Source organism: Simplicispira psychrophila DSM 11588 (assembly GCF_000688255.1).
Lineage (GTDB): Bacteria > Pseudomonadota > Gammaproteobacteria > Burkholderiales > Burkholderiaceae_C > Simplicispira > Simplicispira psychrophila.
Genome location: NZ_JHYS01000028.1, coordinates 1 through 18170, shown reverse-complemented (window position 1 = coordinate 18170; position 18170 = coordinate 1). Strand labels below are relative to the sequence as shown.

Sequence of the window (18170 nt, the reverse complement as noted above, 5' to 3'; positions counted from 1 at the left end):
GCCAGCCCAGCGGCAACCATGAGTTTGATCGGCTGTGCCAGGAGCTGGGTATCGAGCACCGGCTGACCAAGCCCAGGACGCCCAGAACCAACGGCATGGTCGAGCGCTTCAATGGCCGCATTGCCGATGTTCTCAAGACCCATCGGTTTAGCAGCAGCGAAGACCTGGAGCAGACCTTGCTGCGTTATGTGGCCCTGTACAACCACCAGTTGCCCCAGTCAGCGCTCAAGAGCAAAACGCCGATGCAGACGATGAAGGACTGGCACCAGTCCCATCCGCAGCTGTTTAACAAGAGACCATATGATCGTCCGGGATGCGACACTTAGACTATCAAGCTCGCGCAGGATCAGAAGGATCAACGCGGCTTCAGCCGCGTTGGCATTGAGATCGGAGACTTGCTGTTCGCCGAACAGCGAGTAGGCGATCGCGGAATAGCCCGCGAGATGGTAGGCAGCGCCCGCAATCGTGCGGTAGAAGCCACGCTCCTCAGCCTCTGGGGCGCCATTGCGAACCAACGACTCAAAAGCATTGCCGGCGCGCTCGAACGCACGCTGGCAAAGAGCCGATGTGCCGTCGAGTTCGCGCAGTGACAACGCCGCACGCAAGATCGAAAAACCGTGTTCTGCAAGGTCGATGTCAATCTGCTCGCCGAGTGGCGGTGCATCCTCAGGCAGCACCCCCGCTTGACGCATGATCGACCATGCCGCGCCGCGGTCCAGCAGCCGCCCCCAAACACCGTCTTGCGTCGCCCTGATCAGGAAGGCCTGCAGTTCATCACTTGTTTCCAAGATTCATCGCCTCCTCGTAGACTTCGGCAATGAACGCTTGGTGGTCTTCGATGTGAAGGCTGACGACGTGCTGGTTGCGGTCATGGCCGGCCTCCCCCAAATCCTTCTGCAGCTTCGCAGCCGGCGCGTTGCCGGACACGGTGAACAGCATATGGTCGATGCGATTGGCGCGCAGAGCTTTCAGCCCGACCTCGTCGCGGATCGTCCGGCCGAGTTCGACATCATCTTTGTCGGCGCTTTCGAGGAGCCGATTCGCGATGAACAGCAAGGAATCCGGCGTGCAGCGGCCACCGTACCGGTTCAGGGCTTCACGCGCTTCGGCAATCGTCACGTTGCCAAGGTTCGCGCGGCTCTTCGACTCGCCCTTTAGCAGCCAAAGCTTTTCATCGGGGTCGTAGCCCACGCCGATGAAATCGTCGCCGCGCATTGCGACCTCCCGCCCATCTTTGAAGCGCATCCGCCGAACGGGAACACGAAAGCCCATGTCCTCCTCAACCAGTTCAGAGGCCAGGATTTCGCCGAGATCTCCGGAGCGCGCGCGTTTCGACTGAGGCAGCAGTGCCCTCAGAATTTCGGAGGCGCCGTCATACCCAAGGCGGGCGACATCGTCAGCGATCCGGTCAGCCTGGTCGTAGTGCGTCCTGACGGCTTCGCCCAGTTGCGTAAGAACAGCGGCACGGCCGCCATCTTTCTCCGAGTATGTTCGGAACGTTTTCTTCTTGCTTTTGTCCTTGGTGCCAGCACACCAAGCCTTGAACAATGCCATGTCTCCTCCTCAGTTTTTTTGAGTTTCGGTCGGGTTGGCTGCCCATCCACCCGCTCCGGTTGACCTCCTCGTCCGTCATCCCGCCGCCTGCGCAGACAGTTCAATTTCATATGCCTGGGCGATGCGGGCCACCAACTCGGCGACGGCGACGTTGCCGAGCTGCAGCGTTTTCGGGTCGATGGACGTGTCGGCAGCGACGGCGACAAGGAACCGCGTCATATCGTCGCCGATCTTTTTGTCGACCGGAATGCGTGTGGCGGGCGCGAGCAGTTGCGAAAGGCGCAGCACATCGTTGAGGTGCTTGCGCACGTCCTTGGCATCCACCTTGGCGCCCTGCTCTTTCCGGGCCGTTAGTTCCAGCCACGCGATGGCCTTGAGCGGGATCAGGCGGTCTTCGCCGACCCAGGGCAGGCCATTGACTTCGCGGCGCCCAGCCATGATGAATGCGTAGTAGACCTCGTCCAGCAAGATGGCGGACAAGCTGGAGACTGCTTCGTCCAGTGGTATGGGGGTCAGCTGACTGCCTTCGGCTGGTTGCAATCCGTCGGGAGCGCGTGCGAACAATTCGACCATCGCCGGGTAGCGATCATCTGCGGGCTTCTGGAACCGATAGAAGATCGGTTTTCCGGTGTCGCTGGCTTGGCGAATTTCGTAGCCACCGTCCTCAACAAATTTCCAAAAGGCCTGGCCAAATGCCGGGGTCAGCGCTTCCACATACAGGACGATGTCCAGGTCTTTGGTGGCACGGAATTCCAACCCGGCCTCCTCCATCGTCAAGCTCGCGGCCGTTCCACCAATCAGGACGTATTGGTCGACGTATGCCGCAAATCGCTTCTGGAAAATGTCCAACCCTCTCACCATGGAAGTTGTCCTTTCAGCTCATCCAATGCGAGCTGGATTCGGTCGTCGGCGTTCTCTTGCAAGCTGAGCGTCAGCGAGAGCGGGTCCACCGTGGTGGCGTCTGGCATTAACGCCGGGCTGTAGCTCCACAGCTGCCATTCTTGTGCGCCCGTTTCGGGCTCAGGCAACTCTCGAACACCTGCATCCGTCGCAGCCTTCCAGTCGGCGACGGTCATCGCATACACCGGCCATTTCGGCTCGGTCAGCATGGAATAGCGCGCGAGCGCGCTCAGGCCCGCGATGCGGCTGGGCCGGTGTGCAACGATCCCATGCGCAGCCACCCAGACCGTGCGCTTGACCGGCGTTCGCAGCGCAGGCTTCGCACGCTCCCAGGCCTGCTCCGGTGGATGTTCCATTCGCAGCCAGCGCGAGCGGCCGACCGTGTATGCAGTTGCCAGCCCGGCCGCAGTCAGTTCCTTGACCGCGCGTGACAGTGTCATGGGCGTGTAGCCCAGGGCGACTGCGACTTTGGAAGGCTGCCAATCAGGTTGCCACGGCTGGCGCAGCAAGGCCGTGATCAGCATGGCTTGCGCCGACGGGCTCAGCGCCGCTTCCATGGCCGGAGCGCGCTGCCGAAAATACTCACGCAGGTCCAGCCCCAGATCCGGCAGATAGAGTTGGTTGCCCGGCACGATGAATGGGACTTTTTGCTCGATCAAGCGCCGACGGTCATAGGAGGCCAGTGCATCGGTGACGTAGACCGCCGGCTGACCGGCGAGGGCCTTGACCTTGTCCAGCCAGGTCCGAACTTCGCTGAGGGACTGCTTGGCCTCCGCGCGCCCTATCACCAAAACAATGGGCTGGCCCAGCAGTTCCAGTTCGCTGAACTGGAAAGCATCGCGCAGGAAGTACGGAAGTTCGTCGGCACGCGCCCACGGCTTCACGCCTGGCGCGTCAATGCCCAGAACCTCCTGAAGGTAGTGCAGAACGGCGGTCGCGAGGATCGGCAAAGTCTCATCCAATATAACTTGATTTCCGCACGATAACATATTTATTGTTATCGTGCAAATTGTCGTTATCATGACGTTGTTGACTGTTCGCGGTTTTATTCAGGGCCGTCCGATGAAAGGAACCAGACATGATCGGAACGAGGACCCGCTATTCCCTCGCACAATTCCTGAAGCTTCAGGAGCCCATGTTGTCCATCGTGCTGCTCAGCAAGTACGGGGTGCAACACCTGTCGTTGTCGCCACGCCAGTTGCTGTATGGGCTCTTGAACACGTTGCGCGGGCTTGACGAACGCCCCCTCATGCTTGTGCTGGCCGAAGTCGTGGCTACCAAGGGCGACCTGCGAGCAAGAGTGAATCCGAAGTACCGATTCGACGAGCGCATGCATGATCTGACGCAATGCCTGCTCCTGGACGGCTACATCGTAAAAGACACCAAACTCGTGCAGATCGACCCGTCGATTGTGGATGCGGCCCCACTGGAGGACGACCTGATCGTGACGCTGCAGAACTCGAGAGCGCCGCGCGCGCAGGAGATCATCGTCAAGATCGGTGATTCGGCCCAGGCCTTTCGCGCGACTCCGCCCGACTACAAATCGGCCCTCGTGAATGCCCGTGTCGCGCTGGAAACGCTGGCGGCGGACGTTGCCGCCGACGTGGCTTCACGCGCGCAAGTTCCCGCGACCTACAACCCGTCGAAATGGGGCGAAGTGCTGGCGTTCCTGCGCACGAGCGGCGAGGTCACACCCGAAGAGGAAAAGGGCCTGGCGGGTGTATTCGGGTTTCTGAGCCCGGGCGCCCATCGCCCTGTGGGCATTCCAGAGGATCAGATGACCCGCCTTGGCCGCTCCTTCGCGCTCAACATGTGCTGGTTCCTACTCAAGAATCATCTCGCGTCCAAGTGACGCTGCGTGATTGAAGCACCGGCGGCGCGATCGACGCCCCGCCGGTATAGGCGTCCTTGCTAGCCGGCCTTCTTGGCCTCCAGGCTTTGCTCGTACGCCAGCTCAGCTTCGACAAACACCAACCCCGCGCGCCCCGCCTTGCGGTAGGTCAGCCACCCGCGGCAGTTCAGCGTGTCCCCGTTGAACATGCGGTCGCCTTACGGGTCGTACTCCCCGGTCATGTCTCCGTCGGCCTCGATCTTCCATTCGTCTGTCGCAGCCCACAAGTCCGTGGCCGCCGGGCACTCGACGTCCATTTCAGGTTCGTCCGGATAGCCGGCATTGCTTTCAGCCACGACACCGGCCAGGTCGTCGGAGTTGAAGATCGCTTCGGCCAGCGCCTCGCGCGCGTGCGAATCATAGAAATCAGCGACGCCCTCGTAGACACCGACCTGATCCGCACTGGCCTTCAACGCCACAACGCACGCCGGCATCACTATCGACGGTGTCGTACCGTCTTCAAGGCCCAGCTCAAGGACGCGCGCCGCCCCCATCGGGAGGTTGAGCACGACGATCTCGGCGTCGTCCAGGTGGTAGTCGAGCTTAGGGTTCGCGTCTTCCACGACTAGGGCCGCGTAAGTGCGGTAGCCCAGCAGCGCGGCGACGACTTCGGAAAGATGGGAACGCTGACGGTCAAGCCTTGCACAGCAAGCGCTTGGAAGGCCGCATAGGCGGCCGAGCGGACATAGTTGCTCATCGGAATACTCCAATACTGCTCGAGCGCTGGACGTTTTGTCGCTATCGAACAGCCGGTACTCCGGATGGTTGATGGCGGGGGTACTTAGCGGAGACTGCCAATGGCCTTTTTCAAGCTGTCCAGAGCTTGGGCGGGCGCCTTATCAGTAATTTTACTCATAGAGCCGGACGCGCACGACAGGCATCCAAAGTTGCAACCGCCGCCGAGTTCGAACAAACCCCTGCTACGCAACCCCGTTTGGCTCGGAGTAGGCTCGGCGGGTTACCTGCAAAATCGCTGAAAGCGCGATATTTGCTGCACAGTAAATGTTGTCGACGGCCAAAGCGGCTGGCGCCATTCCTTCGGCCAACGCGATGCCGCGCATCGAACCACCGGTATTGCAACCTCAAGCGGCAACGCCTCGGCTTGACGGCTCCTGCCGACCATCCTCTAGAGGCGGATGCCTGCCGACTTGGGCGTGGCAAACTGGTCGGGCTCCTTGCCAAGCGGAAAGGCGACGACGTACAGGACGCTGACAGGCATGGGCTTTGCGTCTGTCTCCACGCCCCACTTCACCTGCATCTTTCGCTCGGCATAGCGCAGCGAGACGCCGAGCGTTTTCAGCGCATCGATCCGCGACTGCAGTTCGTCGTACACCTCGAACTTCGTCGACTCCGAGTACGCGTCCGCGCAATCGCGGTAGTCGCGAAAGTAGTCCACCAGCTCGGCGAAGGTTTCGTCGGCCTCGCGGCTGAGTTCAAACCCGGTCTCCGACAGATCCATCATGTGGATCTCGGCCAGTTTCGCCAACTGCTTTCCAGTCGTGAGCGGCAACGCGGTCAGCGTGACATACTCACGATCGAATTTCTCTTTCTGAGCCTTAAGCTCCTCTGCCGTCGGGATCGTGAACGGTTTGTTCAGTGCGTCCACGTCTTCGAACTCAAACGCGCGGGCGAGTGCGCGCCGGGTGTCAAGACTGGCTGCCTGGCCCTGCTCGACCCGCTGGAGGGTGCGCACATTGAGGCCAGAAATCTCGGCCAGTTGTTCTTGGGACCATTGGCGCATCTCCCGGAACAGCCGGACGCAGAGGGCGAGTTCGGCTGGGGTCAACAGGCGCGCCTGGGGCGCTTGTTCGGTGGCATTCATTTGCAGTTCCATCGTAGTTTGTCGATGCGATGCAGTATGGAAAGCGGGGATCGAGTTCACCACGACAGCGACCCGACAGCAACCCGCCTGGGCGTCCCGGCGTACCGCCGCCGGGCTCGCGGGCTGCGCCTTGTGCTTCGTGCCGAATCACGTCCAGCCGGCTTCAATCCCTTACGCCTTCCGCCCTGGCGGGCCTGCGCGCTGCGCTTGCCTCTAGATATCGGCTGGCAGCCCATCCCCGCCGCGCGTCACTTGGCGCCCCGGAACGCCGCCGACCAGGTCTTCGGCCCCTAGCAGTTGCCATCGGCTGCGACAGACGTCATCGACAGCTTTCGCTGCCAACCCCAATATCGAGCCGGGGACTGCCGATCGTCAGCACTCAAGCTGGAACGGTCAATCGCAGCGACATGCCGGTCGTCGATTTGTACCACCACAGTACTGGACCTGAGAGCAGATGGACCGTATGCATCACCCCGTACCATGGGCGCATGAGCAAGAGATCAGAATCCAAACGAGCGCAACTGGTCGACATCGGCGTCAACTTCCACTCGGCGCAGTTGACGTCGCTGACTGCCCAATTGTTGGTGCGTGCACGGGCGGCAAACGTGACCCAGATCCTAGCCACAGGAACATCGGCGACGTCCAGTCGACTGGCCCTTGAGCTGGCAAGAGCGAATCCGGGCACCGTCTTCGCGACTGCTGGGGCACACCCCCATGGCGCAAAGTCGTATGACCCAAGCACCTTCCGCGAGCTGACCGAACTCTGGAAATGTCCGGAAGTCGTGGCGGTTGGAGAGTGTGGCCTTGACTACAACCGCAACTTTTCGACTCCCCAAGCGCAGCGCATTGCTTTCGAGCAGCAGCTGTCAATGGCTGTAGAGACTCGCAAGCCGCTTTTTCTTCACTGTCGCGACGCCTTCACCGATTTCCACGACATGCTTACCCCTGCGATGTGCGACGGAGCGCGTGGAGTCGTGCACTGTTTCACGGGCAACCGTGCGGAAGCGGAAGCCTTTCTCGCGATGGAGCTCGACATCGGCATCACGAGCTGGATCACAGATCTCCAGCGCGGTCAGGCACTTCGCGAGGCCCTGGCAGCCATACCGTTGGATCGACTGCACCTTGAGACGGATGCCCCCTATCTATTCCCCAAGAATGCTGGAACGCGTCGTGGACACAACGAGCCGGCGAATCTTCCCTGGGTCGCCGCCAGCGTGGCAGAGCTCATGGGCCGTGACGTCGACGAGATCATTCAGGCCTGCAGTTCCAATAGCCGACGGATGTTCGGCCTTCCAGGCAATTGATAGGGCTTCGGCCCTCTGGTCGGTACACATCACATGCTCGGCGCGTCGCAAGCCCACTTTTAGTGTGAGCAGGCCCGGGTCATCAGCGAACTTTCTGGCAAGCAGGTTCAACTCCGAATCCAATACAACGCGCTGCAGCAACTGCATGGAGCCGAAATACCAGTGTCTTTGCCCAGAAGTACGGGGACCGCTATTTATTGCGCAGTGAAGGACGGACGGGCCGGTCGACTTGCAGCTTGAATCATCAAGACGTACATCGGCAAGACGTTTCTGGAAAATGCCGCCGTGGTTCGATGGCTGGCGAAGACCCATTCCGAGTATCTGCAGCAGTTGCAGTTCATTGCGGAAATCAAGCAGTTGCCGTCCCAGTGAGCCGGTCGGTGCCTCCCCGGCGATGCCGGGCCGCGCTGTGCGTGCTGCGCATCGAGCCACCCATGGCGTCTCGCCCCTTCGGCTCCCATCGCTGATGCCTTCGCGGCGGTGCCGCTGCGCGCTGCGCTTGCCAAGCAATGCAGGCGAGGTGTGGATGGAGGCTGGCTTGCTGTTCCCTTCATCCTTGCACACCGTCCTCGCGGTCAAGGTCTGCGCGTGCTGGGCACGCTGGCGTCCTGCCGGCCGTCTTCGAACCTGTGACAGCTGCGCTGCGGCGTGCCGGTTCCGGTCTCGGGCAATCCCGCCCGATCACTGGAGTTCGCCATGTCGCACGATCTGTTCTCTTCCCTCGATTCCTTCGTTACCGTTTCTTCCGCTGCCTCTTCGCTGCTCGTTCGTGATGTCGCGGGCGAGTACCGTCCTGCCTAGGCCGACGAGGTGCTGCAGGCCGCGCAGCGGGTGCTAGCGGGCCGGGTGCGTAGGAAGCCGAGGAAGCGGCGGCTTCCTCCGTGTTCTTCCGTTCAGGTGGGACAAAGGTGGCCGCAGCAGCGTCGGCGCAGGCTGCGCATGCTGCTGGTCTGGCTCCGAATGCTGCCTTCGACCCGATGGCCGCAGGCCCGGCCTCGACGGCCGCGCAGCCTGCGGACCCTACGGCGGCACAGAACCGGCAAGATCAGAAGGAGGCATTTCTGTCCAAAAACAGTTCTACACAAACGCGCAATTCCGGTTCCCTGCAATTGCCCGCTTCGCCGTACCAGATGATGGCCGGAACGGTGATCGCGGCCGCATTGGTCACGGGCATCAAATCCGACCTGCCGGGCGATGTCATCGCCACCGTGACAGAGCCGATCTACGACACAGCCACCGGCAAGTTCCTACTAATCCCACAAGGTGCGCGCCTCATGGGTAAGTACAACAGCCAGGTCAGTTACGGCCAAAGCCGCACACAGGTGGTGTGGAACCGGGTAATCCTGCCGGACACGTCATCGTTCCAGCTCGACAACTTGGTGGGTACAGATACAGCCGGTTATGCCGGGCTGGAGGATGGGGTCGATTGGCATTGGGATCGCGTCCTTGCCGGCGCAGCGATGACCACCCTGCTGGGCATCGGCGCTGAACTGGCTGCGCCGGAGAACCGCTAGGAGGGGAATCGAGTGATCATCGCCGGGCGGGATGGCTTGCAGGATTCGGTGAGTCAGGTCGGACAAGAGATGACCCGACGAAACATGAACATCCAGCCGACGCTGACGAGTCGCCCCGGCCTGCCGGTGCGCATCATCGTCAATCGGGATCTGGTGCTGCGGCCATACCAGCCGATGTTCTTTCAGAGGGGAGCATCACGATGAGCACGCCGATAAAGAAACTGAGACTCGGGCCGCTGCCCAAGACGGAAAGTACGAAGTTGACCTTTGTGTGCTCGGTCGGCCTGAAGACCGACCTCGACCGCTATGCGGCACTGCATGCGCAGGCTTACGGCGAGGTGGTTGATGCCGCGACGCTGATCCCACACATGCTGGAGACATTCATGGCGGCGGATCGGGGTTTCAAAAAAGGTACGGCATCCTAGAAGTCTGCACCGGAGAAGCTGTCCCGGCGAGAGGGAGCAGCGCCATAGGCGAGGTCTTCGTTAAACACCCGCAATGTTCCTTTATGACTCCTAGACTCACCTTTTTTCACTTTTTATGTCAAAGCGCCGGCAGTTTTCACTTCAGATGGCGAGCCAAATTTTGGCTATACCAAGAAAAATGGGAAAGTGTTAAATGACGAGCCTCTTGCGGAATCTGCTCATTCGTGACCACCCGCTCCGGCGGTTGGCGACCACTGTGCTGGCTGAAGTGATCAGGGCTTTTGGATGTCAGCTTCCGACCGGGGCTGTGTGAAAACTCGGAAAAGGCACATTTTCCGGGGTAGTAAAAGCCATTCTCGATAGCACGATCGTCGATCCTGGATCGATCTGAGAGGTCGATTACTGGACTGCTTTGCTCACGACGGAGTTTTCACACAGCCTCGACCTATTCCAGCCATAGAGGCCATCGAAATTAGCGCCATATTTCTGACATCCAGGATTGAGGCAGTAAGCGGCTAACGTGGTCAGCTAGATTGCAGACACTCAAAAGCACGAGGGCGGACTGGTTTTTCACTTTCCACGTTGCGTCATATATCAGCCACGTTCCAGCGCCTCCTGTTCGGCGACGAACTCGGCTTTACGCATCGCCTGTCCCAATTCGGACCATCCTGCTGCACAAGCGAAGTGGTGAATACGCTCCAAGGTCCGAGCTGATGCCTTAACCCGCATTTCCAAGGGCACATCCTCTGGCGACATACCGTAGGGCTGCAGGACAAAACCCGCCGCACTGGCTACGGCCGCTATGGTGGCAGCGATCCGAAATCCGCCCTCATCAACGTCACCCCAGTGATTTATCAGCGTGGTCGGCGGCAGGCTCCCCAGCAGACGCTCATACATTGCCCGCCAGGCTGGTGAAGGCATGCCCGCTGTGTAGATCAGAAGCATCTTTTCGTCTTGCCGGCGTTTAGCCTCACTGTGAAACGTGGTCTTGTTCTCGATGGTGATGACCTCAATGACCGCGCTGGCCACTCCCAGAATGGTTGCCGCTGGTAGGCCCATGTAGGGCGCGTCAATCACACCGGTGGAGCGATCGCGCGCAATGTGCACCTGGCCGGCCAGTAGCACCGGGTGCTCCTCCCGGAACAAGCCCAGCTCCTGCCACACCTGAGCTGCGGCCCTCGGCCTTTCCTCAACGCTGCCACATAGCAGGACGTCCAGCTGGGTGGTGAGCGCTTCAATCCGCTTGCTGTCCTGGAACAGTCGCGCGCTGAATTCACGCACAGGGACTGCAATCGCGTCCTGGCTGCGCGCAGCGCACGCCCGAATGGTCTTGGCTGCGTCAATCCAGGCGCCCGTGTCCTGTGGGCCCAGGCCGCGCACCTTGACCATGCCGGTCCAGCGCCCAACTACCTCTAGGATCACGGGGAAGTCAGCTTTCAGCGGCTCCAACTGGGAAACCGTCTGCGCCAGCTGGTCCGCATAGGTGCTGCGCCCCAGAAACTTGGCCAGCGCCTGCACGTCCACCAGGTCAATGCGCTCAAACAGTCCGTCATTCGGATTCAGCTTGTCACGCTGCAAAGTGACGGCGCCAGCGTCGCGCGCGGCCAGGAAGGTCTCATCGCATTCCTGTTTGTGTAGCCGGCTCCGCAGATCGCTGTAGGGCTTCAGGTTGGTGGCCGTTAGCGCGGGTGCGCGCGCACGGGCGCCGGCGGCGTGCTTGTTGCCGGCATCCAGCAGCTTGGCCAGCAAGTCCCTGGCGATGTCGCCTGCGCTCATAACGTGGCTGCCGCCGGTCGTGCGATGGGTTCCTGGCGGACGGCCTGCAACTCCGCCTCCAGCAGCTCGGGGTGGTATTCCCACATGTCCTCGCGGAACTGCTCGCGCATGGGTTCGCTGACCCGGCGTTCTTCGACCTGGATCACATGGCGGGTTTCGTCCTTCATGATCTCGAAGTAGCGGTGCAGGAATGCGGTCAATGTGGGCAGGTTCTCGCCCGGGCTGGCCAGCAGCACCTGCAGGCCCAGTTTTTCCAGGTAGCGCATGGTGGCCACAATGTTGGGCGTGTCCATTTTGTCGAAGGCTTCGTCCAGCAGAATGAGTCGCAGCCCGTCCTGGTTGTTCTCATCCATGCGGTAGGCCGAGGACAGCGCAGCGCCGGCGATCACGCACAGCGGTGCACGGTGCTCACCGCCTGAACCCGGGCCAATGCGCTTGCTCAGATGCCCAATGGTCTTGGTGACGCCGGTGACCGGATCGTCGGTTTCAATTTTGATATCAAACTCAAAAAACTCCCGGTAGTCATCCAGCGGGCTCTTGACTGCAGCATTGCCTGAGGTGGTCTTTTCGCGCAGTAGCTCTGCGAACTGGGCGGGGATTTCCCCGGGCTCGCCAAACAATCCGCCTTCAGCGCCGAAGTCGGCGATGTTCTCGATGAACTTCTTCAAAGGCAGGAGGTCCGGGCGAACCTTGGCCTGGAACTGGTAGCGCTCCCCATTGGTGAACGCAGGGGAGGCCTTGAGCGCATCGTTCAAGCGCTTGAAGGTGATGGTCTGGTACTTGAGGTTGGCGTGCAGGGCCAACGCCACGTCCTGGCGGAAGGTGTTCTGCGACGCAAGATAGGCCTCCTGAGCCTGATCCTTGTACTCGGGCAGCTCGGTGTTTTGCAGTCGGGTGACTTGCTGCTCCATCCAGGCCTTGGCTTTGCGCCAGTCGGATGTCACCTCATCGCTCACGGCTTCGCGGTGGTCGGTCAGAAAGATTCCCAGCAGCGTCTGGGCCGGGCCCAGGTGGCGCAACATGGAGGCGTTGCAGCGCTTGGACTGGGATTCGCAGTGGTCGGCCATGGCCTGGTAGTTATCGCCGTGTTGCACCAACAGCGAGTCCCAGCGATCGGAAGCGTATTCCGGGTCATAGTCGGCATGGCCACAGCAGGTTTCGTGCACCGTCCGCTTGCCTTGGAGCTCCAGCAGCTTGGCCGCGCATTCCTTGATCAATCTGTCCAATACCGTCTGGGCCCGTACAACGGCGTCACGGGCATCGCGGGCATCCTTTTCCAGCTGCGGCTTGTGTTCCTGCAGCGCCTGTAGCTTGGCGCTCAGGGCCTGGTACTCGGCACTGGTGCTGCCCGAGATGCGCTGGTTCGCAAGCTCTCTTTCGGTGAGCGCTTCGCCCAGCTGGGCCGCGAAGCCCAGCAGAAGGCGCAAGGTCTCCGGCGACGACAAGCTCTGCACCGCCTGGCGGATCCGATCAATGTCTCCCTGGCGTCCTTGAAGGTCGGCAACTTTTCTGTTCAAGTCACGGGACTCGACTCTGAGCCCGTCGACCTGGCCTCTGGCGCCCGCGCCGATCTGTAGGTCCGCCTCAGACACCAGGCGTAACCGTTCGAAGTCTCCGGGCCCCACCAGCATGCCGTCCAGGGTCAGCGTCCGTTCACCGCGCAGCGCCTCTTGGGCGGTATTGGCGCGCTTGAGGTTGCCCAGCTTGCCACGCAGGTAGGCTACGGCCACTTGGTTGCTTCCCTGTATCAGGCTGGCCACCGTGTCGGCCGCCGGCTGGCTCTGCCCGGGGCGCGCTTTGTCCGAGCGCACGATCTTGACGCCATAGATGCTGCGTTTGCCCTGCAAGGCCTGGTAAATGCCAAAGGCTCTTTGTTCTTCCTCCGCGTCCCGCAGCAAGATGGCCTCCACGTTCTTGGCCAAGTAGGCTTCGATCGCTGGCTGCCATTTGGGATCGGTGACCCTCACCAGGTCGCAGACGGGGGTGGGGTGCAATCCGTGGTCAGCAAACTCATGCATCAGCCGGGCCGTCGATTCACTGACCTGCGCGCGGTTGGTGCTGGCGCGCTCCATGCCCAGGCCGATCGTTGAGAGCCGTTCTTTGGCGAGACGGATATCCTCCTTGACGACGTCGTATTCCTTGCCCAGGTGCGTAGCTGCTGTCTGCAGCGTGTCACCCAGACCCCGGACTATCTGCCCCAGTCCATCCTGGTCGACCCGGTTCTGCTCCCACGAGAACTCGCCAAGCTGCTGTGCGGCAATTGCAAGCGCGGGCTGCCATTGGGCCATCAGCTCATTGGAACTGGCGTTTTGGAGCAATTGCCGGAAGTTGCGCAGCTCACGCTTCAACTCTTCTTCCCGGCGGGTGGTTTTTACTTGCGCCTGCGCCAAGTCCTGCTGGGCACCCGCGTTCTCGGCATGGTCGGCGTGGGCGCGCTGAAGGCCGGTCAGTTGCCCTTCTTCGAGAGTCCAGGCCGCCAGCGCTTCATCGGCGGTCGTGCTGGCTTGGGTGCATTCACCAACCAGTACTTCCTGATCAAACTTCTCGCCCGTCAGCTTCTCGTGCGCCGCATTGCTGAGCTCGTACGCCGCGGAAGCCTGCAACCCGGTCCACGTGGCGGATTTGCGGGCCTCGGCCAGTGCAGCGTCAAAGTTCTTGCTGACCTCCAGGCCCTGCTTGATTTTGAGTTCAACTCCCTCGACCAAGAGGTTGATCCGCTTGAAGGTCTCCACCAGCTGCTTGAACCTGGCGATGTTGGTGGGCCGGTCCTCCAGCACATCGTTGCGAACAATCTGGTCCACCAACTTGGAGAAGCTCATGCGCAGCGCAAAACGGAAGGCGCGCGCAAACGCGTCGTAGGACGCCGGGCCCGCCTTGCCGCGCAACATAAACAGCACCTGCTTGACGTAGCTGGCGCCATCGTCGAACAACGGTTCCTCACCGGTGATCTTGGATTGCTCCAGCAGCCGGTGGCGGAAGCTGCTCCAGGGCAGCGGCATGGTGGCGCCGTCCACCGTCTGCAGGTGCTCGGACATGCTCAGCTCCACACCGCGGATGACGTAGCGCCCCAGCACCTTCTCCGCCTCGTTGCTCAGAGACGCCTCAATGCACACACCCATGGAAACCGGCTCATTGGTCTCGGTGTCGCGCCAGACCAGTGTGATGTAGGTGGTGGCCTGCGGCCGCGCGCACTGTTCAATGGTGTCGCCGTACTGCCCGAGGCAGTAGGAGCGCAGGGTGCGGCTTTGCTGGTGTGATTTGTTGTCGGCCTGGGCATTGAAGTGCATCTGGTTCTTGTTGGCGCCCATCATGGCGATCTGCACCGCGTCGAGCGCCGAGCTTTTGCCACTGCCGTTGCGGCCGAACAGGCCAGTGATTTCTTCCAGGCGGAATTCCTGCTGCTCATACAACAGGAACTGCACCAGTTTGACGCTCTCAAGCCGCTTCATTTTTCATCTCCCTGGTGATCCTCAATCGCCACAGGCCCGCCGGCGGTACCGTCCGCATGCGCTTCATCCCGGGCCACGCCCCACTGCGCCAGCCGTAGCAAAGCGGTGTCGCCCAGCACGTCGACGATGGCAGGGCGGATGGCCACGCCGCCTGCTGACTGCTCCTGCAAGGGGGTGAGGTGGCCACTGTCATCGTCTTCCAGGCGTCGGGCGATGCCCCAACGCTTGGCGGAGCGCAGCAGCGTGTCGAGCTCGCCGCGGGTGGGCAGGTCGCGCCCAGTCATGAGGTGGAACTTTTCCTGCAATTCGATGTAGTCGCACAGGATCTCGCCGTCTTCCGTGAGGCCACCGGCGCGCACGCCTTCGTCGTACAGGCCGCGCAGCACCAGAGCAAACAGTGTCTGGGCCACGGTCGCGGTCCCGGCCTTGGCGTGCCGCGGAAGGGCGGTGACATAGCGCAGCTGCCGGTTGATCGACAAGGACACACCCAGCGGCGCCAGCACCTTGGCGAACTCGCGCTCATAGAGATCCAGGATGGCATAGGTCACCCGGCTGCTGCGGTCGGAGTGGTAGATCACCTGCTCGGCCACCAGCCGATAGGCTGCAGTCTCGAAGTCTTCGACGGCATAGACACCATCCAGCCGGCTGGCCAGATCCTCCCAGTCCCGTGGGTTGCTCATTGGGTTTCCCTGTTTTTAGTCTGACGTTTGCGCCAGCTCAGTGTGAATGGCTTGCCGCTCAAATACGGGTGCTCGGCGGCTTCGTCGCTGGTGTAGCGCAGCTCCATGCCCGGGGCCGAAGCCCGGCCTTCCATTTCCAGCCGGGGGATTCTGGAGTTGGTGGCCATGGCCACGCTGGTCAGGGCCTGGAATGCACGCAAGTCCTCGATGGATCCGCAAGGCAGGGCGTCTCTGTCGGCGGCGGCCGCGTCCTGCAGCACTTTCTCGGCATAGGCGCGCAGCTTCATGGGCGTGATGGACCGGCGCTCCTGGGCGCGGCGTACCAGGTTGCCAATGGCGCGCGTGCGATCGGAGATGATCACCTGCCGCAAAGGCGTGGGCGCCAGCCGCGGCACCTCCTTGCGTGGCTGAGCCAGGCGGGCGCCACCCATCAGGGCATCCGGCGGGAAGACGGGGGCGACATCGATGTCGGGATGTGCAATCAACCGGTCCATGGTCTGCCGGAGCAGGTTGTCGATAGGGCGTATGGCGCGCAGCTTGTATTCCAGGAAGGCCAGCGCGCGCCGGTTGGCGACGCGGATCTCTTCGTCCAGACGCTCCAGATACTCTTCGATCCGGTCGAGCTCGTAGAGGCGCTGCAGGTCGCGCTGGAATGCCGCCTGGCCTTTCTTGTCGTCCCCGCCGCAGAGGCGGTTCACATACCAGTCCAGCAAACGGCCACGCTGCTCTGGCTGGGTGTCGATGTCTGTGACGGCGTCCAGGATCTGCTGGCGCTTGGACAAGGGGTGCTCCCGGGTGCGCAGCTCCTGGTAGTCCCCAATAAAGACTTCTTGGATGTACGAGGTAAAAAAGGACCGAACATACTGGGCCGTGGTGGGCTGTGCGCCTATGGCCGCCATCAGGTCGCGCACATTGGTGCCGGTGTTGCGGATGTAGACCAACAGATTGCGGCACTGCTCGGCCGCCTCCCGAAACAGGTCGCCGCTGGCTTCGCCCTTGTGCACCTGGGCCACGGCAGCATCGATCGCGCGGATCTTGCCCGAAAAAAACACCGGACCCGTCTCGGCGAAGTTGATCAGTTGGGTCAGCAACTGGCCCACGGCCGGCGCCATGTTGACGGTCTTCTCAATGCCGTACTTCTCCAAACGGAACCAGCCCGCGTCTACCAAGCGGTTGATGATACTGATGGCGCGAATGTTCAGGGGCGTGTCGGGTTGATCGCCAGACTCTGGCTGCCATTCGTCGGCGTATTTGAGGTGGTCCTCGATCTCCTGGGTGATTTCGCGCTGCAGGAAGCCGTAGCTGGGCGGCAGGGGCGCGTCGGGCCCAAAGCGCCTGCGGTGTAAATGGCACAGCAGCGACCAATACCCGTGCCGGTTTGCCGATGCCAGCGGACCGAAGAGCCGATCCGGAATGCGCTGGAAGAGAGCAATCGAAGCGGGAGCTACGCTGGGAACAGCCATTTGCGCACCTCCTCGACGTTCTCCACCGCCAGCTGGTACTCAGGCGGCAATTCCTTGGCCACATCCAGGGCCAGTCTCAGCTCCTGGACCAGGTAGGGCAGCAGGGCGCCGCGGCAGCTGTGCACGCGTGCCGCAGTGCCTTCGAAATACTCGCTGCGGACCAAGTCCTGCTGGCCGGGCGTCAGTTTGGGATGCGCCTGGATGCGCACCTTCACCACAGCGTTCCATTTGGTGTCCTCTGCGACCGTGGATTCGGCCTTCTGATCCAGCATGGAGAGCTTCGCAATACGCCCCAGCACGTAGTCCCGGAAGTCGTCGATCTCCAGGCAGTAGCCGCGCATGTGCCAGCGCCGGCCGGCCTGGACCAGGCTGTGCGGCTCCACGGTGCGCGGGTGCGGCTCGGGAGTACGCATGGAGCGGTATTCCAGCTTCAGTCGCGTGCCTTGCTCTATGGCCAGGCGAATGCGGGAGAAGACGTGGGGGTTGACCTGGGAGAAACCCCACGGGGCGACGGTGACCGGACCGGCACCTGGGGCCAGGTCCGCATGAATGTTAGCCTCTGCGAGGTAGGCCGCCAGGCTCAGATCCGATGTGCCAGCCTTGAGCTCAACCTGCGCTTTTTTGTAGGCAGCGGGGGTGACAAAGTAGGACTTGCTCTTACTGTCCCATTCAAACCAATCAGGGGTTTCTTCACGGACCTCCCTAAGGAGCTGGCTTACCCGGATGCCGCTTAGGCCCAGCACGTCCATGACGCGACCACGGCTCAGGCGGCCCTCCCATAGAGCCATGCGGCGCATGACTTTGTAGCGGTTTTTCTCGAGAAGATTGGCTAGACTCATCGCGCTTGGTTTTGATGGTATAGAAAATACTATCATATAAAAAAATATATGATATTCAAATATTCACCTCCTGGAGTGAAGAACGCTGCTTGAGACAAGGCCTTGCAAACCAAGAAACCCATTCCGGCCGACACAGATGCTAAATATCTGTCTGGCAAGATAAGTTTTCCGAAAGCGGCCATCTGCCTAAGACCATTGGCCGAGACCTGCTTGTCATGCAGTCCGCTGCCAAAATATTGGCGACCAGAGCTTGATCTTTCTGTTGCGCTGTTTCCAGCCATTTTCGAGACGTGGATTGGCTGACGCCCTCCCCGCTTCGCCCCAGTGAGTTGTTCCGATTGCTCTCGATAGCCATCATGACTCCCTATGGACAGACAGCTATTGGGAACCATCAATGGACGGTCATATGCAACACTCCGCTGACGATCGTGTGCCGAATTCTTCGATGGCGCGTTCACCGCATCCTGGCACGGATGATTACGAGAACCTGCCGCAATTTCCAGCCAGATTCCCCCTGCCTTTCCGCCGGACTATCCGGCGTCCGGAACTCCAC

The 18170-nt window shown here is 61.3% G+C and carries 16 protein-coding genes and 1 pseudogene; 5 read left to right on the top strand and 12 right to left on the bottom strand.

Annotation, left to right across the window (positions count from 1 at the left end):
* A partial coding sequence (locus tag Q390_RS19730) for an integrase core domain-containing protein (RefSeq protein WP_156949945.1) occupies positions 1-326 on the top strand: 326 nt, incomplete at its 5' end.
* Here Q390_RS19730 and Q390_RS20025 read toward each other — a convergent pair.
* The 4 genes from Q390_RS20025 to Q390_RS0116750 form a co-directional block, all read right to left on the bottom strand.
* Complete coding sequence (locus Q390_RS20025) at positions 219-788, bottom strand: hypothetical protein (protein WP_027997099.1); 570 nt, start codon at positions 786-788, stop codon at positions 219-221. The genes Q390_RS19730 and Q390_RS20025 overlap by 108 nt on opposite strands.
* Positions 775-1554, bottom strand: a complete 780-nt coding sequence (locus tag Q390_RS0116760; RefSeq protein ID WP_027997098.1) for a Hachiman antiphage defense system protein HamA — start codon at positions 1552-1554, stop codon at positions 775-777. Before Q390_RS0116760 ends, Q390_RS20025 begins: the two co-directional genes overlap by 14 nt.
* A 75-nt stretch (positions 1555-1629) precedes the next feature.
* Complete coding sequence (locus Q390_RS0116755) at positions 1630-2310, bottom strand: hypothetical protein (protein WP_245606952.1); 681 nt, start codon at positions 2308-2310, stop codon at positions 1630-1632.
* Positions 2311-2408: 98 nt separating this feature from the next.
* Positions 2409-3416, bottom strand: a complete 1008-nt coding sequence (locus Q390_RS0116750; RefSeq protein ID WP_245606951.1) for a hypothetical protein — start codon at positions 3414-3416, stop codon at positions 2409-2411.
* Between the two features lie 116 nt (positions 3417-3532).
* Between Q390_RS0116750 and Q390_RS0116745 the strand changes: the two genes are divergently transcribed.
* On the top strand, positions 3533-4306 hold the full coding sequence (locus Q390_RS0116745) for a hypothetical protein (protein WP_211250501.1): 774 nt from the start codon (positions 3533-3535) through the stop codon (positions 4304-4306).
* A 59-nt stretch (positions 4307-4365) separates the two neighbouring features.
* On the opposite strand, the gene Q390_RS20595 is transcribed toward Q390_RS0116745, so the two are convergent.
* From Q390_RS20595 to Q390_RS0116735, 3 genes are all read right to left on the bottom strand, one after another.
* Positions 4366-4494, bottom strand: coding sequence for a hypothetical protein (locus Q390_RS20595; protein WP_281174793.1), 129 nt, complete (start codon positions 4492-4494; stop codon positions 4366-4368).
* Between the two features lie 9 nt (positions 4495-4503).
* Positions 4504-4908 carry a hypothetical protein gene (locus Q390_RS20460; RefSeq protein ID WP_051603323.1) on the bottom strand — a complete coding sequence of 135 codons (405 nt, stop codon included), beginning with the start codon at positions 4906-4908 and terminating at the stop codon, positions 4504-4506.
* A 563-nt stretch (positions 4909-5471) separates the two neighbouring features.
* Positions 5472-6167 (bottom strand): helix-turn-helix domain-containing protein, encoded by a 696-nt coding sequence (locus Q390_RS0116735; RefSeq protein ID WP_027997094.1) that lies wholly within the window; start codon positions 6165-6167, stop codon positions 5472-5474.
* 488 nt (positions 6168-6655) lie between these two features.
* On the opposite strand from Q390_RS0116735, the gene Q390_RS19715 reads away from it, so the two are divergent.
* From Q390_RS19715 to Q390_RS0116715, 3 genes and pseudogenes are all read left to right on the top strand, one after another.
* The gene (locus Q390_RS19715; protein ID WP_051603322.1) at positions 6656-7471 is read left to right on the top strand and encodes a TatD family hydrolase; all 816 of its coding nucleotides are present in this window, start codon (positions 6656-6658) and stop codon (positions 7469-7471) included.
* Between the two features lie 854 nt (positions 7472-8325).
* A pseudogene (locus Q390_RS18845) lies at positions 8326-9189 on the top strand (TraB/TrbI/VirB10 family type IV secretion system protein); the annotation flags it as partial.
* On the top strand, positions 9186-9410 hold the full coding sequence (locus Q390_RS0116715; RefSeq protein ID WP_027997092.1) for a DUF2274 domain-containing protein: 225 nt from the start codon (positions 9186-9188) through the stop codon (positions 9408-9410). The pseudogene Q390_RS18845 and the gene Q390_RS0116715, both read left to right, overlap by 4 nt.
* A gap of 594 nt (positions 9411-10004) precedes the next feature.
* On the opposite strand, the gene Q390_RS0116710 is transcribed toward Q390_RS0116715, so the two are convergent.
* The 5 genes from Q390_RS0116710 to Q390_RS19250 are packed head-to-tail and all read right to left on the bottom strand — an operon-like array spanning position 10005 to position 17617.
* Positions 10005-11186: a Wadjet anti-phage system protein JetD domain-containing protein gene (locus Q390_RS0116710; protein ID WP_027997091.1), complete on the bottom strand. Its 1182-nt coding sequence runs from the start codon at positions 11184-11186 to the stop codon at positions 10005-10007.
* Complete coding sequence (locus Q390_RS19710) at positions 11183-14635, bottom strand: SbcC/MukB-like Walker B domain-containing protein (protein ID WP_084153976.1); 3453 nt, start codon at positions 14633-14635, stop codon at positions 11183-11185. The genes Q390_RS0116710 and Q390_RS19710 overlap by 4 nt, the downstream gene beginning before the upstream one ends.
* On the bottom strand, positions 14632-15315 hold the full coding sequence (locus Q390_RS18840) for a DUF4194 domain-containing protein (protein WP_051603321.1): 684 nt from the start codon (positions 15313-15315) through the stop codon (positions 14632-14634). Before Q390_RS18840 ends, Q390_RS19710 begins: the two co-directional genes overlap by 4 nt.
* Positions 15312-16778, bottom strand: a complete 1467-nt coding sequence (locus tag Q390_RS18835) for a Wadjet anti-phage system protein JetA family protein (protein ID WP_051603320.1) — start codon at positions 16776-16778, stop codon at positions 15312-15314. The genes Q390_RS18840 and Q390_RS18835 overlap by 4 nt, the downstream gene beginning before the upstream one ends.
* The gene (locus Q390_RS19250; RefSeq protein ID WP_051603319.1) at positions 16760-17617 is read right to left on the bottom strand and encodes a WYL domain-containing protein; all 858 of its coding nucleotides are present in this window, start codon (positions 17615-17617) and stop codon (positions 16760-16762) included. The genes Q390_RS18835 and Q390_RS19250 overlap by 19 nt, the downstream gene beginning before the upstream one ends.
* Positions 17618-18170 lie beyond the last annotated feature (553 nt).

Excerpts from the sequence above, each read along its gene's own strand:
- Q390_RS0116715 (WP_027997092.1), top strand. The coding sequence starts at position 9,186 with ATGAGCACGCCGATAAAGAAACTGAGACTCGGGCCGCTGCCCAAGACG.
- Q390_RS19250 (WP_051603319.1), bottom strand. The coding sequence starts at position 17,617 with ATGAGTCTAGCCAATCTTCTCGAGAAAAACCGCTACAAAGTCATGCGC.
- Q390_RS18840 (WP_051603321.1), bottom strand. The coding sequence starts at position 15,315 with ATGAGCAACCCACGGGACTGGGAGGATCTGGCCAGCCGGCTGGATGGT.
- Q390_RS19715 (WP_051603322.1), top strand. The coding sequence starts at position 6,656 with ATGAGCAAGAGATCAGAATCCAAACGAGCGCAACTGGTCGACATCGGC.
- Q390_RS18835 (WP_051603320.1), bottom strand. The coding sequence starts at position 16,778 with ATGGCTGTTCCCAGCGTAGCTCCCGCTTCGATTGCTCTCTTCCAGCGC.
- Q390_RS0116760 (WP_027997098.1), bottom strand. The coding sequence starts at position 1,554 with ATGGCATTGTTCAAGGCTTGGTGTGCTGGCACCAAGGACAAAAGCAAG.
- Q390_RS0116745 (WP_211250501.1), top strand. The coding sequence starts at position 3,533 with ATGATCGGAACGAGGACCCGCTATTCCCTCGCACAATTCCTGAAGCTT.
- Q390_RS0116735 (WP_027997094.1), bottom strand. The coding sequence starts at position 6,167 with ATGAATGCCACCGAACAAGCGCCCCAGGCGCGCCTGTTGACCCCAGCC.
- Q390_RS19710 (WP_084153976.1), bottom strand. The coding sequence starts at position 14,635 with ATGAAGCGGCTTGAGAGCGTCAAACTGGTGCAGTTCCTGTTGTATGAG.
- Q390_RS0116710 (WP_027997091.1), bottom strand. The coding sequence starts at position 11,186 with ATGAGCGCAGGCGACATCGCCAGGGACTTGCTGGCCAAGCTGCTGGAT.
- Q390_RS20595 (WP_281174793.1), bottom strand. The coding sequence starts at position 4,494 with ATGTTCAACGGGGACACGCTGAACTGCCGCGGGTGGCTGACCTACCGC.